Genomic DNA, 15,242 nt, shown 5'->3' with positions numbered 1-15,242 from the left:
CCCCGCCCAACCCCCGGGAGAAAATGCCATGATCCTCAAGGACAAGGTCGTCATCATCACCGGCGCAGGGCCCGGCATGGGCCAGGCCGCGTGCCGGGGTGCGGCAAAGGAAGGCGCCAAGGTCGTCGTCACCGCGCGCTCGAAGCAGGCGATCGAGGAAGTGGCGCACGAGATCGTCGCGGCAGGTGGCGAAGCCATCGCGGTGCCGCTCGACGTGACGCAGATGGATCAGTGCCAGGCCGCAGCCAAGGCCGCGCTCGACCAGTGGGGCCGCATAGATGGTCTGGTCAATTCGGCCTACTATCACCCTGATTGGGGCCCGCTGATCGAGCATGACATCGACCAGGTGCTGCAAGCGTTCGATGTCGGCGCGGCAGGCGCGCTGCGCATGGCCATGGCCGTCTTTCCCACGATGAAGGCGCAGGGCGCTGGCTCCATCGTCAACATCTCCACCCTCTGCACCCGCAAGCCGATGCCCGGCGAAGGCGGCTATGGCATGGCCAAGGGCGCGCTCAATCACATGACCCGCCATCTCGCAGTCGAGTTTGGCGGCACCGGCGTGCGCGTCAACACCACGCTGATGGGCTGGATGATGGGCGCACCGCTGGAAGGCTTCATCGAGGGCCTTGGCGAAGGCGCCGAAGCCTTCCGCACCCAGCGCGCGAGCGAGATCCCGGTCGGCCACATCCCGCCCGATGCCGATTGCGCCAAGGCGGTCTACTTCCTGCTCTCGGACTATGCTTCGGAAGTGACCGGCGCGATGCTCGACGTAAACGGCGGCGATTGGGTCGCGGCATAAGGAAGGGCACTGAGATGCTGCTCGACTGGATGAAGAGCCACCCTACCCTTGCAGACGATGCGGTCTCGGGCTTCGATCCCGATGCCGTGACCGTCAGCGAGACGGTAGAGATCGCCGCCCCGGCCCGCGTGGTCTGGGCCGTGCTGACCGACATGCCGCGTTACGCCGAATGGAACCCGTTCTGCGTGCGCGCGGTCTCCACGCTCGAAATGGGCGCGGCGGTGGACATGACGCTGGTCAACTATGCGGTGCCCGGCACGCTCGTGCCCAACTGCGAATACATCTGCGCGTTCGAGCCCGAGCGCATGATCTCGTGGGAAATGGTCCACTCAGACTTCTGGCCCTACCCCGCCCGCCGCGATCAGGTAATCGAACCGACCGGCGATGCTTCATGCCGCTATTTCTCGACGGACGCGTTCTTGGGGAACAACGGCATCCACGTCTTCCGCTTTGCCGGACCATGGGTAAAGCGCGCCTTCGACGACAGCGCCCGCGCTCTCAAGGCCCGCGCCGAATTGCTCTACGCGCAAGAACAGAAAGCCTGATCCCGCAATGCCCTACACGCTCCAGCAGCTCTCCGACATGGAAGAGATCAAGGTGCTCAAGCACCGCTACTTCCGCGCCATCGACACCGGCGATTTCGCCGCCCTGCCGGCGCTGTTCACGGCAGACGTCGCCTGCACCTACAACGGCGGCACCTACAAGGTCTCGCTCAAGGGGCGCGAGGCGATGGTCGAGTTCCTGTCAAACTCGTTCCATTCGGGCGCACTGGCCATGCACATCGGCATCATGCCCGAGATCAGCGTGACTGGCGACAACAGCGCCACCGGCTTGTGGTACCTGCAGGACGTGTTCATCGATCTCGAGAAGGACGCCCACACCTTCGGCACCGCGATCTACACCGACGCCTATCGCCGCGAAGGTGGGGTGTGGAAGATTGAATCCACTTACTACGACCGCGTGATCGAAGTCTTGCGCAAGTTCAGCGAGATGAAAGGCAACCCCAGCGTCCAGCGCCTCGCCACCACCGGGCGCAAACCGCACGAGCGCACCGACATAAGCCACCTGATCCACTGGGACGAATAACCGGTTTGCGCAAAGAACCTGCCACCCTCCAGGAGACCATCGCCGAGCTTCAAGCCGATCGCGCGATCCGTGAAGGCCTCGCGCGCTTCGCTCGCGTGCTGGACACAAAGCAATGGCACGCCCTGGCAGAAGTTTTCGCCGCCGACCTCACCTTCGACTACGGCCTCGGCGAACACTCCGGGTTGGCGGCGCTTGAAGCCAACATGCGCCGCTTCCTCGATGTCTGCGGGCCAAGCCAGCACCTGATCGGCAGCATCACGGTCGACGTTGCGCCCGGCAGCTTGACCGCCACCAGCCGCGCCTATGTCCAGGCCCGCCACCAGCGCCCTGGTGACACGGGCGGTCCGGTGTTCGACACGAACGGCGAATACATCGACCGCTGGACCCTCGGCCCCCAAGGTTGGCGCATAACCCGCCGCGATGCCCTGTGGCAGACCAACAGCGGAGACGCCGCAATCATCTGGAGTGGCGCCGACTGAGACTTGTGCAGCGGGAGCGAATGCGCGGTTTCCTTGCAAAGCCGCCTTCCAACAGGATACTGTCAAAAGATGTTCGCCTTTCTCGCTTTCCTGGTTTCAACCCCGCTGTCACAGCTGGACGAGCAGCTTGCAGGCCAATTGCGCCAGGCGATCTGGCATGACCTTCAGGTCAACGCCATGATTGGCAATGGCAACTGGCTTGGGTCGCTCTGGTATAATGTCGGCTCGGATAATGGATCGACCGAGAACTTGCACATACGGGATCTCGCCTGCCGAAGCGCGGCCAGCGGCCTTGAGTGTACGTTTACACTTTTTCGGGACGGTGGACCCAGATCGACCATGGGTGAAACAGCGCCAGACACATTGGCGTGCCATGCCACTTTCCGGGAAATCGAGAGCGGCAGTGAGTGGGCCGTCAGGCACTTGCCGCCGCGCAAGGTCGGTCACAGTCAGACAACGATGAAATGCGATCAGTCGCCTTTCTGAACCCTGCAGGCAAAGGTAGCTGACCACAAAAAGCGCAACCCGTTACTCGTCCCGAAATCCGGCACCCACGGCACGCCATTGATATGGCCGCCACCGTCTACGAACAGGGTATTGCCGGTCAGGTACCGCGCGTCCTCGCTGGCGAGGAATAGCGCGACGCCGCCGATGTCCGCCTCGGGATCGCCCATGCGGCCCATCGGGTTGGCGGCGGCAGTCGCCTTCACCACGTCAGGCGCCATTTCCGCGAAACGACGATAGGCGGCCGAGACCGCTGCCGGGCAGATCACGTTGACGCAGATGCCATAGGGCGCCCATTCCCGCGCGGCCGTGCGTGAATAGGCCCGCACCGCCTCCTTGGCGACGTTGTAGTCTGCGCTGCCCATGTGGGCGTTGACGCCGTTCAGCGAGGCCATGTTGATCACCCGGCCCCAGCCCGCGCCTTCATGTGCGGCAGCGCCCGCTCCATCGCCCACTTCGTGGCGTAGAGGCACATCTTCAGCGCATCATCGAAGCGCTCGTCGGTCTTGCGCTCGATCCGCACCGGACCCTCGCCGCGATAGGCGTTGTTGACGAGGATATCGACGGCCCCGAACCGCTCGGCGCATAGGTCCACCGCCGCGAAAACATCGTTGCGAGAGGAAACGTCGCACTTGATGAACACCGCCTGCGCCCCGCCTGCGCAAAGCTGGTCTACCACCGCTGGCCCGCGCTCGGCATCGTAGTCCGCCACGACGACGCCCGCCCCTTCCCTGGCGAAGCGGCGGGCAACTCCCTCACCGATGCCATCGGCACCGCCGGTGATGACGGCGGCGCGCCCAGAAAGTCTTCCCGTCACGCCGCCATCTCCTTCACTCGTCAGTTGCCGAAGCTGTAGCGCAGTCGCAGGCCGAACATGCGCGGCTCACCGTAGATCACGCTCTGCGCTCCGATCGTCTGAAAGATGCCGGTGTTAGAGATGATGTAGTTCTTCTTGGTGATGTTCGTGGCGAACAGGCTGAGGTCCACCGGCGCGCCCATCACGCCCTTCCAGTCCAGTGTGGCGTTGAGCAGGCCGTAGCTCGGAAGCAATACGCCCGGCTCGTTGATCGTGCCATCGGGGAAGCGCTCGGTCGAGAACGGCGCGGTCGGCTGCTTGTCGGTCCAGTTGTAGCTGAGGAACAGGCTGAAATTGCCGACATCTTCCGAAACAGGCAGCGAGAACCGGCCGTAGACCGACAGGATGTTGGGCGACAGGTACTGCAGCGGACGGCAGGTCATGTCGGCCCCGGCAAAGACCTTGGGCGAGGTGATCGACTGCGCGGTGCAGTCCCACACGCCCGAGCTCGAATCGAACTTGAACGACTTGTACTTGGCGTTGAGGTGGCTGTAGTTGCCGCCCAGTTCGATGTTCTGCGTCGGCTGGATCATCGCCTCCACTTCGACGCCCTTGATCTCGGCCGAAGCGTTGTTCAGCGTGATCGCGCCGTTGCCGCCGGTTGCGCGGTTGAAGTCACCGGCCGCGCGCTGGATGTTCTTGTAGTCCAGCCAGAAGCCGTTGACGTTGAACCGCCCGCGCATGCCACCGGCGTTGAAGTCGGTCTTGAAGCCTGCTTCGTAGTCAGTAACGGTCTCAGGCCCAAAGGTGCGGGTGTTCTCGAACACGGCATAGCTGTTGAAGCCGCCCGCCTTGTAGCCGCGCGTGACCTTGCCATAGACCATGATGTTGTCATTCGGGCGATAGTCGAGCCCGATGGTCCAGTTGGGCGACGAGCTTTTCAGCTTTGCGCCGAACAGGCAGGTATTGAGCGGATCGGCGATGGGCTGCGTCGGGTTCGGATTCGACTTCCACGAGCAGGCCGTGACGAACTTCGCCCCGCCCGGCAGCGGCACGTAGCTGAACGATGTCGTGGAGCCCTCCACGGTGTCCCAGGTATAGCGATAGCCTGCCGTCAGCCGCAGCCGGTCAAGCGATGGTGAGAACGCGCCGAAATCCAGCGAGCCTTGCGCATAGAGCGCCTTGGATTCGTTGGTCACGCGAATCTGGCTCTGGCCGATCGGGCAACCGGCTATCGTCTGCAAGCCGCAGACGTTGATCGAATAGGATTCCATCGTCCCGCGCGGGCTCTGCTTGTAGTAGAAGCCGCCCACGGTGTAGGTCAGCTTGTCGTTAAGGCCGGTGCCTTGCAGTTGCAGTTCCTCGGTCACCTGCTTGTACCAGTCGCGCGGCGCAGTGCGGCTTTCGACCGTGGTGCCGGTGTCATAGACTGGGGCGATGGTGCCGTCCTGATCGTTGGCGTAGTAGGACTTCAGCTCTGCATAGCTGAAGATGTTGCGCAGCTTCAGTGTGCTCGAAAGTTCGATGTCGGTGGTGTTGTTGATGCCCCACGATTCCAGCTTGGCAAAACTGTCGAGCCCGTGCGCCGTCTGGCGGATGCCTCGTGCATTCTGCTGGTTGAGCAGGTTGGTATAGAAGCTGCAGTTGGCAGGGCCGGTGCCCGCACCGCAAAAATTGAACGTCGGCGCAATCGCGCCCAGCGGCAGGGATACGCCCGGAGCGACCGGGATGGGCCGCGTTGCCAGACCGACGAAGTAGTTGGTGTTGAAGTTCTTGGCGATCGAACCGGTGCCGTTGCTGTGCGACTTGCCATAGTAGCCCAGCGTATAGTTGGTCACGCCCTCGACCGGCTCGATCCACAGCCCGACGCGGCCCATCCGCCAGTGCTGGTCGTCGCGATCCTTGTTCCAGTTCACGTCCCGCGTGAAACCGTCACGATCGCGTGATGCACCGACAATGCGCAGGCGGACCTTGTCCGAGATCGGCAGGTTCAGCACGGCTTCGGTTTCGACCATGCTGTAATTGCCGAAGCCTGCCTGGACATAGCCTTCCAGCTTGTCGGTCGGCTTGGCCGGGGTCAGCAGTATGGCGCCGCCGGTGGTATTGCGGCCGAACAGCGTGCCCTGCGCGCCGGCCAGCACCTGCACGTTCTGCAGATCGACGAAGCTGCCCGGCCCGCCCTGTCCGGAAAGCGTAATGGCAGATACCAGTGGCACTTCGTTCATGTAGACGACGACGGCAGGTGAACCCTGGAAAGACGCGCTCTGGCCACGGATCGATGGCGACATCACGTCACGCGAAGCCTGGCCGTTCGGCCCCACCACCAGCGAGGGGACCGAAGCCTGCAGGTCCTGCAGCTGTGTCAAGCCGCGTTCGCGGATGCTCTCGGCACTGATTGCGGTGATCGAGATCGGCACGTCCTGCGCGCGCTCTTCGCGGCGGTTGGCCGTAACGATGATTTCCATGTTGTTGGGAGCGACACCATCGGTAGCCTGCTCGTCTGCAGCATTATCTGCAGCATTCGCGATTTGCGGCAAGGCAGCGCAGCAAAGTGATGCACCCGCCAGCAGTGCGGTTGTGAAGCGGCGACCTACATCGGAACGCATGCGGCTTTTTTCAGACATTGTCCTCTCCCTCCAAGACCAAACCTGCAAGGCGTCCGGCAGAACGCCAAGCATAGCTGGAATGAGAGAAGTGCTGCACGCACCCCAAGTGCGCACGCCTGCCTCTTGCAAAGGCGACTGCAGGCCCCTCATCCCAGATTCTCTTTTGTTTGCTGAAGAAGCGTATCAACTACGCAAAATAACCGCAAGAGCGTAAATCATACGAATGTTGCGTAGCATTGTCGGCAGATAATTGACCGCCGCTGCTCTGCGCGATAGGTATATGCCTTATCGATCGGTTTCACCTCATACGGTGCGCGCAAGAATCGATGTTCAATTGAAAACAAAGCCAAAAACAGCCAGATCCGCCTACCCTGTCGGCCAGCAGTACCCCGGAAATCGTGTTGACCGATCTAGATGCGATCAGTCAGTCCACACACACTTTAAACGATCGTCTCTGGCGTTCGCTCGCTCATATTGGAGAGATGCCCATGTCAACCGACAGCGTTTTCAGGCCTGTCGCCGCGCCGCGTGTCATCGAAAATGCCTATTCTCCAGACCAGCATGCGCGAATGCTGGAGATCGTGCGCAGCAATGGGCCGTGGTCATTGATTCTTGCGCAGCATTTCAAATCGCCCGAGGAAGTCGTCGCCACGACGTCTGGTGCGGTCCCGGAAGGTTTCAAGCCGACTTGGGACATGTTCCTGTCACCGGTGTTTCGCGGCTATTTCGGCACCGCAGGAACCGCATTTTATTCCGAGATCGAGGACTGCTTCTTCAACAGCCACTTCCTTGCCCTCGTGCGGGATTACTGGGGCGCGCGATACGCGACGCCAGAAAACATGCTGTTCAACATTCAGGGCCATGCTCGGGCGGCGGCAACCCGCATGTCGATGCCACGCGCTTCCGCGGCGCGTCGATGCACAACACGCCGATCTGGCTGATGAACACCATGGTCAAGTCCAGCCTGTTCGAACGCTGGCGCGCCAAAAAGGCACAGGTCATCGCCTGGTACTACAGGGGCAGGACCGGTGGCGGCTTCACATATTGGCCCGAAGGACCGCAGCAACCGCCGCAGCAGATCCATGCGCCGATGTGGGGCCGCGCCGTCGTGGTCGAAAACGAGAAGATGTATCACACTGCGCAGTCCAACGGTCCCGCCGCCCTGCGGCGTCCTGAAGGGCTTGCCATCAACTCCCTCATGTCGGCCGATCCCGAAGACCCCACCGGCTGGCAGATCACAACAGATGGCAAGGTGATACAGAAGATTCCCGAGGACGAATTCCGCTTCCTCGTTCACTGGGGCGCCGACATCTACATGGACATGGCCGAAATGAAGCGCGCGCTCGACCATACCGACGACCTTAGCCACGAGATGATCTTCGACATCATCATCTCGGACCTGCGCAAGCGTGGCGAAGCGTTCCGGATGCCCACCGATCCGCTGACCGATCCCTCCTTCATCGGCCTGCTCACCCGGATCTATGATCCCGGCCAGCCGACGATCTTCCCGCCCGAGCCCGAGGAACACTTCGCCGCCTGATCGCTCCGCAACAGATAAGCATCGGACCAGAACCAATGCCAGACATGCCCTATCTCGCCCGCGGCATCATGCCGGTCGAAACGCCATCGAGCGTGCTCGTGTCGTCGTCTAAGTATCTCAACAACCCGCGCCTGCGCGATTGGCTGGCAATGATCCTGCTGCGCCGCAACGGGCCGGACCTGCCGCCCCTGCCGAGATGTACGAGTTCCTGCCGATCCTCGAGGAACTGCGCGATCACGATGCCATAGAGGAGATGTTCACGGCGGAGCGGCAGATCAATCCCGAGCTCGATGCCTGGCTCTCCGAGGGTTTCTTCTCGACATACGCGATTGAGGACTTCGCACAGTATGCACCAGGCTCGCTTGGCGGGATATTCTATCAGTGGATCACCGAAGGAAACTACGAGATCCAGATTACCCCGTGGCGCGAACCGAAAAGCCAGCTGGAGTTCTACAACCTCCGCTCCGGCCAGACGCACGATTTTGAACACATCCTGTGCGGCGGCGGGTTCAATTTCATGGGTGAGCTCGTCCCCTACTGGTACCGCCTGACCAACGTGTTCAAGCACATCCGCAATCCGGAGCTGGCGGCCGAGCTGAGCCTGATCCAGATCTTCGGATCGTTGCGCTACACCGTGCGGACGATGCTGCATTATCCGCAAGTATGGAACACCTGCACCGATGCGATCCAACGCGGCATGGTAGTCGGCAAGGCCAGCGACGCATTGTTCATGAAGAAGCTCGAGCCGTGCTTCCATCTGCCGCTGGCGGAGGCGCGCGAAGTCCTCGGCGTGCGCGGCGCGGTCGATGTCGATACCGACCTCGAAGGCGCTTTCTGGGCAGAACGCGTCCCAGCCTCGGCGCTGATGAAGCCCGACCTGCATTAGCCCGGTCCACGGTTGGTTCTGCGCGATTGACTCACTCCACCGCCCAAGTAAGTGAGCAATCATGACGAAGACCCGAATTCCGGCCGTGCAGCGCCGAGGCCAGATCGTTGCTGCCGCGCGGCGGGTCTTCTCACAGCATGGCTACGACGGGGCCAAGACGCTGCAGATCGCGCGCGAGGCCAAGGTCTCCGAAGCGCTGGTGTTCCGCCATTTCCCCAGCAAGCTCGCTCTCTACCGCGCGGTTCTGCGTCAGGTGTTCCTTGAGCAGGACGAGCGCTGGCGCGAACAGGGCGTGCATGGCGAAGGACCGATGGGACTTGCCGCCGCGATCCACACCTTCATCACGGCTTGCGCCACCGATGCGGAAGAGCCTGCGCGCGACGACACGCACCGCATGATGCTGGCGAGCCTTGCCGGAGATGGCTCTTACGCCAGCCTGATCTACCGTCGTTCGCAAAGGCGCAACGCCGCCACCATGGAAGCTGCATATGCCTCTGCGCGGGCCGAGGGTGGCCTCGTTGGCGAAGCGCTCGACGTGCCAGCCTCAGCCATGTTCATCGAGCACGTCGGCACCATGCTGGCGGCGATAGGGGGCTTGCCCAAGGCTGCGCGACCATACGGCATCGAGGGTGACGAGCTTGTCCGGCAGGCAACGTGGTTCTGCCTGCGCGGGATCGGCATGCCCGATGCAGTGATCGAAAGCTATTTCGACAGCATCGCCTGATCGCGATTTGGGCAGTCCAGGCAGGACCTGCAGCCCCATCCGAAGGCTCAGGTCAGCATGGCGCCGCCGTTCACATGGATCACCTGCCCGTTGATCCACCGGCCGTCTTCGGACAGCAGCAGGGCGACCATCGCCGCAACGTCCTCCACCTGCCCCAGGCGCGTGCTGCGGGTTGCAGCGATGCAATGGTCGATCCAGTCCGGGGGAACGGCCCCGCCCGCAATCATCTCGGGCGTCATCACGAAGCCGGGAGCGACGCAGTTGGCGGTAAGCCCCTGCTTCCCCCACTTGCTTGCGACATGGCGCATCAGCGCATTTAGGCCGGCCTTCGACGCTGCATAGGAGGGGCGCTCCGGCTCCCCCGCCCCCGACGCATCCGAACTCGTATAGACAATGGCGCCGCGCCCGCTTTCCAGCAAATGCGGCAAGGCGGCGCGGGTGGCGAGCAGGTGCCCGCGCAGGTTCACTGCAATGGTCCGGTCGAACGTTTCCAGTTCAAGCGCCAGCGCATCCGAGTCCGAAAAGATCGTCTTGAGGTCTGCAGCGTTGATGTGCGCTCCATCCAGTCGCCCGAGCCGGGCGATTGCTTTGGCAAAGCACGCCTGCACCGCAGCCTCGTCGGTTATGTCCACCTCGATGGCGTGGGCTTCGTGTCCGGCATCGACCATGCGGTCTGCGACGGCCTGCGCCGCTGCCAAGTTCAGGTCGGCCACGCAAACTCGCGCACCTTCGGCGCAGAGGCGTTGGACCGTGGCTGCGCCAATACCGGTACCGGCGCCAACAACGATAATCGCGCGATCCTGGATCCTGCCCTGCATTGCTCACCTTCCTTTTGGCTTTGCGTAGACATCTTGCTATGCAACAGCGCAAATAACAATGCGGAAGCAGAATAATCTCTGATTCCGCGCAGAAAGGGGACTATCTGTGACAGATGCTGTCGCGGCCGCACCGCACGACACCTCACCGCTCGATGCAAGATTGAAGAGCGTCCTGCGGATCATGCCCGCGCCCGTCGGCATCGTCACCAGCTTCGATACGGACAGCGGTGAGCCGGTCGGCCTCGCCATGTCCGCGCTCATGCCCGTCTGTCTTGACCCGCCATCCATGGCCATCTGCGTCAACCGTTCCGGCAGCGCACACGCGGCGATGATGCGTGCCGGCCGCTTCTGCATCAACCTGCTGCACAGCCGGCAGGATGGTCACATGGCACCCTTTGCCGATCCCGCCGCCCGCGCGGCACGCTTTACGCAGGACGACTGGCGGCAACATGTCCATGCCGTGCACCACGGCGTGTGGTACATCGAAGGCGCCCCCGCTGCGATTTTCTGCACGATCCGCGAACAAATCAGCTACGGCACGCATGATCTTCTGCTCGGCGAAGTCGACGATCTGATCACGACTGCGGGCGAAGAGATCGTCGGCTGGGCCAACGGTGCACTCTACCGCCCGGCCCCGCTGGGCTGAAGCCACCCATCACGCGGGCTGGATGTCGTCCGGCCCCCAGAATGCCCGCAGGCTTATGATCCTGCCTTCTTCGTCGAAACGGCAGGCATCGGCCGAGCGGATGCGCAGGCGCTGGCCGCCCGGCGGCGTGAACTCCACGTCGAAGATCAACAGCGCCTCGTCAGCGTGGGATCCGCGATGGGGTGCCACCGGCGTGATCCGCGTCTGGTAGGCAACTGTATCAGCGAACCATGCGGCGATGGCAGGCCCGCTGCGAGGTTCCGACCCGATCGGATCCTCGATTACCGCATCGGGCGCAAACAGCGCAGTCACCCCATCTGCATCGCCGGCATTGATCAGGTCGACGTAGGCCTGCAGTGCTGCCTTCATCCTTGCCTGTGCGGCATCCGCGCCCATCAGGGACCTACGGGCAGCATCACTGGTGCAAAGGTCGAAAGCAGTCCTGCGTCCAGCACTTGCGCCTGCCCGGTGATGAAGCCCGAGGCCGGGCTGCACAACCACAGCGCCACTTCGGCAACATGCTGCGCGCGTCCCATGCCGCGCAAGGGCACGCGCGGAAGCTCCTGGCCACCGACGATCGCAACATCGGGCGCGCCGATCAGCGGCGTCTCGACACCGCCGGGACACAGCGCGTTGATCCGCGCGCCCCGCGCCGCAAAGGCATCGATGCAGGACTTCACCAGCCCTACCACGCCATGCTTGGCAGCACTGTAAGCCGGGTTCGCCGGATGGCCGACGACTCCCGCTGCCGAAGCCGTGACCACGACCGCGCCACCCTGCTCGATCACCGGTTGCACCGCCTTGATGCCGTTGAACGCGCCTTTTAGATTTACCGAGACCAGCTTGTCGAACAGCGCTTCGTCAACCGTGTCGAGGCCTTCGGCAGCACCGTAGAGTCCGGCGTTGAGGAAGGCGAAATCCAGCCGGCCGGCCTCGGCCAGGACCTGCGCCACCATCGCAACGTTGCTGGCATGGTCGGCCACGTCGACCTTTACCGCGCTTGCGCTTTCACCGATCTCAGCCACGACTGCCTGCGCCGCCGCAAGATTGAGATCCGCGCAGAATACTCGCGCGCCCTCCTGCGCAAAGCGGATTGCTGCGGCGCGGCCGATGCCCGATCCCGCTCCGGTGACAATTGCAACCTTGCCGACAAATCGCTGCATTGCTCTCTCCGTTATCTCTGCGCCCTGATCAGCGCAGTTCCGTCTTCAGCACCTTTCCGGCAGCATTCCTCGGCAGGTCATCAACGATCACGAAACTGCGGGGCACCTTGTAGTTGGCCATTTCCTGCCGCGCCCAGGCGGCAATTTCCGCTTCCGAAGGTGCCTCGCATCCGGTCCGCGGCAGGATGAACGCTTTGCCCTGCTCGCCCATGCGCTCATCGGGCACTCCGATCACGGCGGCCTGCGCAATGGCGGGATGCTTGGCAAGTATGGCCTCGATCTCGGCGGGATAGACATTGAACCCGCCTGAAATGAACATGTCCTTCTTGCGGTCGGTAATCTTCAGGTAGCCGCGGTCATCGATCGTGCCGATATCGCCGGTATGAAGCCAGCCATCGCTGTCGATCGCGTCAGCCGTGGCTGCCGGATCGTCTAGATACCCGCGCATGACGCCATAGCCACGCACCCACAGCTCGCCCGCTTTCCCGGTGTCCACATCCTGCCCATCGTCACCAACGCACCGCACCTCAAGTCCGGGCAGCGGAACACCGCAGGTGTTGGAAACCGTCAGCGCATCGTCGCCCTGTCGCGTCATCGAAATGCAGCCGCACTCGGTCATGCCATAGCCGTTGACGATGTTGGACATGCCCAGTTCGCTGCGCATCCTCTCGACCAGTACCGGCGGTACGGGTGCAGCCCCGGTCACGGCGACCCGGAGTGACGAGAAATCGCGCGGCCGGTCGCCCGCCAGTTCCTGCAGCAGCGACTGGTAGATCGTTGGTGGACCCGGAATGAAGGTAATCCGGTTCTGCTCGATCTGGCGGACCATTTCAGCGACATCGAAAGTCGCCATCGGCACGATCGTTGCGCCTCGAACAAGGCAGGCCGACCAACCTGCCTTATAGCCGAACGTATGGAAAAACGGGTTTACGATCAAGTAGCGATCGCCGGGGCGGAGATCGACCCGTACCGCCCAGTCGCCAAAGATCTGTGTCGCCTGGCAGTGAGCGGTCAAGGCTCCTTTCGGCCTGCCAGTTGTGCCCGAGGTAAAGATAATGTCGCAGATGTCGTCCGGGGAAACCGCGGCGAATGCATCGTCAACCGCTGGATCATCCGCACCCTTGCCACGCGCCATAAAGGCTTCGAAATCCCGGTCGATGTGAACCGTTTCGACCAGATCGGGCAGGTCCTCGCCTGCAATCAGTGCAGCATAGTCCTGACCCAGAAAACCGGCCGGGGCAAACAGCAGTTTCACCCGTGCGCGGCGAAGGATATCGGCGGCTTCCCCGCCCTTGAAGCGCGTGTTCATTGGCACGATTGTCGCGCCAACGGCCTGTGCGCCCAACGCCGCGAGAATCCATTCGCGCGTGTTTGGCGCCCAGATGCCCACACGGTCGCCATGGGCGATGCCACTCGCCAGCATGGCCGAGGCCGAACGGCGGGCATCGGCCCACAATTCGGCGAAGGTCCATTGCCGCGCGCCGACGATCAGCGCAGGCACATCAGGCCACTGCTCGGCTGCCGCCTTCGCTGCGCCGGGGATCGAGCCGGGCCAGTTGCCCATTGCCTCGGTCATGGGATTGGGCCTCTCAACCAGCTCAAGCCACTTCGAACAGGCCGGCAGCGCCCATGCCGCCCGCCACGCACATCGAGACGACGACGTACTTCACGCCCCGGCGCTTGCCCTCGATCAGGGCGTGGCCGACAAGGCGCGAGCCGGTCATGCCGAAGGGATGGCCGATGGCGATGCCGCCGCCGTTGACGTTGAGCTTGTCGGGATCGATCTCGAGCTTCTTCTGGCAATAGACTGCCTGGCTGGCGAAGGCTTCGTTGATCTCGAACAGGCCGATGTCGTCGATCTTGAGTCCTGCCCGGTCGAGCAGCTTGGGGATCGCGAAGACCGGGCCGATGCCCATTTCCTCCGCCCCGCAGCCCGCCACCTGGAAACCGCGATAGATGCCAAGCACCGGAAGGCCTTCGGCCTTGGCGGTAGCGAGATCCATCAGCACCTGCGCCGAGGCACCGTCCGAAAGCTGGCTGGCGTTGCCTGCGGTAACGTGCTTGCCCTCGGCAATCACCTGCCCGTTCTTGAACACCGGCTTCAGGCCCGCGAGCGCCTCGTAGGTCGTGCCCGCGCGCACGCCTTCATCCTTGGCGAGGGTTACCTCTTCCTTGCCGGTCTCGTTGCCTTCCTTGTCGAACAGCGCCTTGGTGACGGTGATCGGCACGATCTCGTCGTCGAACTTGCCGGCTTCCTGCGCAGCGGAGGCGCGCTGCTGCGAGAGGGCAGCGAACCGGTCCTGCTCCTCGCGCGTCACGCCATAGCGTTCGGCGACGATTTCGGCGGTCTCGATCATCACCATGTAGGCATGCGGGTCCGCCGCCTTGATGAACTCCGAGCGGTTGCGGAACTGGGGCGCGTGCTTGTTGATGGTCAGCGAGATGCTTTCCATGCCGCCCGCCACGGCAACGTCGATCTCGTTGCACATGATACCGCGCGCGGCGAGCGCGATGGCGTTGAGACCGGAAGAGCACTTGCGGTCGAGCGTGAAACCTGCGGTCGTATCGGGCAGGACCGATCCGTGGACAGTCAGCCGCCCGAGGTTGTAGCTCTGCGTGTTCCAGTGGTTGCCGACGCCGAGATAGACGTCGTCCACCCGCGCGGGATCGATCCCGGCGCGCGCAATGGCGGCATTGACCACGTGGCTCGACAGGACCGGAGCCTCGGTGTCGTTGAAGGCCCCGCGATAGGCCTTGCCCACGCCGGTGCGGGCGGTCGAAACGATGGCGGCTTCACGCATCTCAGATCCTCTCAGGCAAAACCGTGCATGTTGGTCGGCCCGAAATAGGCCCGCATCTCGACGACCTTGCCGTCGTCGTTGAACTTGAACGTATCGATCACCTCGACCCGCTGGTCCCTGCCCTCCCAATGGAGGTGGACGGTAAAGGCGAAGGCCGCATAGGGCCCGCACAGGCGCACCGGACCGTCGAGCGACAGCTTCGCGCCGGTCTGCATCGAGGCGGTGTAGAATTCGAGGATCGCCGCCTGCCCGACCTTCGGTTCGGTCCCCACTGGGTCTTCGACCGTTGCGTCTTCCGCGAACAGCGCGGCAACCCGCTCCGGTGCGCCAGCATCAAACACGGCGACATATTCGTGGACGGCAGCTTCCATCACCTTGGGATCGGGCATCGCAT

At 63.0% G+C, this 15,242-nt stretch carries 18 protein-coding genes and 1 pseudogene; 11 read left to right on the top strand and 8 right to left on the bottom strand.

Annotated features, from left to right (window positions below):
- Positions 1–28 precede the first annotated feature (28 nt).
- The 5 genes from C7W88_RS20940 to C7W88_RS20920 all read left to right on the top strand — a co-directional run bounded on the left by C7W88_RS20940 (position 29) and on the right by C7W88_RS20920 (position 2,850).
- Positions 29–799 carry an SDR family oxidoreductase gene (locus tag C7W88_RS20940; RefSeq protein WP_118075417.1) on the top strand — a complete coding sequence of 257 codons (771 nt, stop codon included), beginning with the start codon at positions 29–31 and terminating at the stop codon, positions 797–799.
- A 14-nt stretch (positions 800–813) separates the two neighbouring features.
- On the top strand, positions 814–1,344 hold the full coding sequence (locus C7W88_RS20935) for an SRPBCC domain-containing protein (protein WP_118075416.1): 531 nt from the start codon (positions 814–816) through the stop codon (positions 1,342–1,344).
- Positions 1,345–1,351: 7 nt separating this feature from the next.
- Positions 1,352–1,885 carry a nuclear transport factor 2 family protein gene (locus C7W88_RS20930; protein WP_118075414.1) on the top strand — a complete coding sequence of 178 codons (534 nt, stop codon included), beginning with the start codon at positions 1,352–1,354 and terminating at the stop codon, positions 1,883–1,885.
- 5 nt (positions 1,886–1,890) lie between these two features.
- Positions 1,891–2,364, top strand: coding sequence for a nuclear transport factor 2 family protein (locus C7W88_RS20925; RefSeq protein WP_240345005.1), 474 nt, complete (start codon positions 1,891–1,893; stop codon positions 2,362–2,364).
- Between the two features lie 69 nt (positions 2,365–2,433).
- Positions 2,434–2,850 (top strand): hypothetical protein, encoded by a 417-nt coding sequence (locus tag C7W88_RS20920; RefSeq protein WP_118075412.1) that lies wholly within the window; start codon positions 2,434–2,436, stop codon positions 2,848–2,850.
- Here the strand turns inward: C7W88_RS20920 and C7W88_RS20915 are convergent.
- Together C7W88_RS20915 and C7W88_RS20910 are read right to left on the bottom strand one after the other, a co-directional pair.
- Positions 2,835–3,685: pseudogene (locus C7W88_RS20915) on the bottom strand (SDR family NAD(P)-dependent oxidoreductase). The gene C7W88_RS20920 and the pseudogene C7W88_RS20915 overlap by 16 nt on opposite strands.
- Positions 3,686–3,705: 20 nt before the next feature.
- The gene (locus C7W88_RS20910) at positions 3,706–6,270 is read right to left on the bottom strand and encodes a TonB-dependent receptor (protein ID WP_240345004.1); all 2,565 of its coding nucleotides are present in this window, start codon (positions 6,268–6,270) and stop codon (positions 3,706–3,708) included.
- A gap of 401 nt (positions 6,271–6,671) precedes the next feature.
- On the opposite strand from C7W88_RS20910, the gene C7W88_RS20905 reads away from it, so the two are divergent.
- The 5 genes from C7W88_RS20905 (at position 6,672) to C7W88_RS20890 (ending at position 9,420) form a co-directional block, all read left to right on the top strand.
- Positions 6,672–7,211 carry a hypothetical protein gene (locus C7W88_RS20905; RefSeq protein ID WP_162896283.1) on the top strand — a complete coding sequence of 180 codons (540 nt, stop codon included), beginning with the start codon at positions 6,672–6,674 and terminating at the stop codon, positions 7,209–7,211.
- Entirely contained in the window at positions 7,187–7,810 is a 624-nt protein-coding gene (locus C7W88_RS20900; RefSeq protein WP_118075406.1) for a hypothetical protein, read from the top strand. The genes C7W88_RS20905 and C7W88_RS20900 overlap by 25 nt, the downstream gene beginning before the upstream one ends.
- Before the next feature lie 35 nt (positions 7,811–7,845).
- Positions 7,846–8,058, top strand: a complete 213-nt coding sequence (locus C7W88_RS24140; RefSeq protein ID WP_240345003.1) for a hypothetical protein — start codon at positions 7,846–7,848, stop codon at positions 8,056–8,058.
- The gene (locus tag C7W88_RS20895) at positions 8,007–8,696 is read left to right on the top strand and encodes a hypothetical protein (protein WP_240345002.1); all 690 of its coding nucleotides are present in this window, start codon (positions 8,007–8,009) and stop codon (positions 8,694–8,696) included. Before C7W88_RS24140 ends, C7W88_RS20895 begins: the two co-directional genes overlap by 52 nt.
- Positions 8,697–8,757: 61 nt before the next feature.
- A complete protein-coding gene (locus C7W88_RS20890) occupies positions 8,758–9,420 on the top strand; it encodes a TetR/AcrR family transcriptional regulator (RefSeq protein ID WP_118075404.1) in 663 nt (220 codons plus the stop codon).
- Positions 9,421–9,467: 47 nt separating this feature from the next.
- Here C7W88_RS20890 and C7W88_RS20885 read toward each other — a convergent pair whose 3' ends face one another.
- Positions 9,468–10,238 (bottom strand): SDR family NAD(P)-dependent oxidoreductase, encoded by a 771-nt coding sequence (locus C7W88_RS20885; RefSeq protein ID WP_118075402.1) that lies wholly within the window; start codon positions 10,236–10,238, stop codon positions 9,468–9,470.
- Between the two features lie 106 nt (positions 10,239–10,344).
- Between C7W88_RS20885 and C7W88_RS20880 the strand changes: the two genes are divergently transcribed.
- Entirely contained in the window at positions 10,345–10,884 is a 540-nt protein-coding gene (locus C7W88_RS20880; RefSeq protein ID WP_240345001.1) for a flavin reductase family protein, read from the top strand.
- A gap of 9 nt (positions 10,885–10,893) precedes the next feature.
- On the opposite strand, the gene C7W88_RS20875 is transcribed toward C7W88_RS20880, so the two are convergent.
- The 5 genes from C7W88_RS20875 to C7W88_RS20855 are packed head-to-tail and all read right to left on the bottom strand — an operon-like array spanning position 10,894 to position 15,237.
- Complete coding sequence (locus C7W88_RS20875; protein WP_240345000.1) at positions 10,894–11,253, bottom strand: steroid Delta-isomerase; 360 nt, start codon at positions 11,251–11,253, stop codon at positions 10,894–10,896.
- 26 nt (positions 11,254–11,279) lie between these two features.
- The gene (locus tag C7W88_RS20870) at positions 11,280–12,047 is read right to left on the bottom strand and encodes an SDR family NAD(P)-dependent oxidoreductase (protein WP_118075398.1); all 768 of its coding nucleotides are present in this window, start codon (positions 12,045–12,047) and stop codon (positions 11,280–11,282) included.
- A gap of 28 nt (positions 12,048–12,075) precedes the next feature.
- The gene (locus C7W88_RS20865) at positions 12,076–13,623 is read right to left on the bottom strand and encodes a FadD3 family acyl-CoA ligase (RefSeq protein WP_305036991.1); all 1,548 of its coding nucleotides are present in this window, start codon (positions 13,621–13,623) and stop codon (positions 12,076–12,078) included.
- Between the two features lie 22 nt (positions 13,624–13,645).
- Positions 13,646–14,848, bottom strand: a complete 1,203-nt coding sequence (locus tag C7W88_RS20860; protein ID WP_118075397.1) for an acetyl-CoA C-acyltransferase — start codon at positions 14,846–14,848, stop codon at positions 13,646–13,648.
- Positions 14,849–14,859: 11 nt separating this feature from the next.
- Positions 14,860–15,237, bottom strand: a complete 378-nt coding sequence (locus tag C7W88_RS20855) for a steroid Delta-isomerase (RefSeq protein ID WP_118075989.1) — start codon at positions 15,235–15,237, stop codon at positions 14,860–14,862.
- Between the last annotated feature and the right edge of the window lie 5 nt (positions 15,238–15,242).

This window comes from Novosphingobium sp. THN1, assembly GCF_003454795.1.
Classification (GTDB): domain Bacteria; phylum Pseudomonadota; class Alphaproteobacteria; order Sphingomonadales; family Sphingomonadaceae; genus Novosphingobium.
Note: the sequence above shows the minus strand (reverse complement) of the source record. Positions and strands in the feature narration are given on the sequence as shown.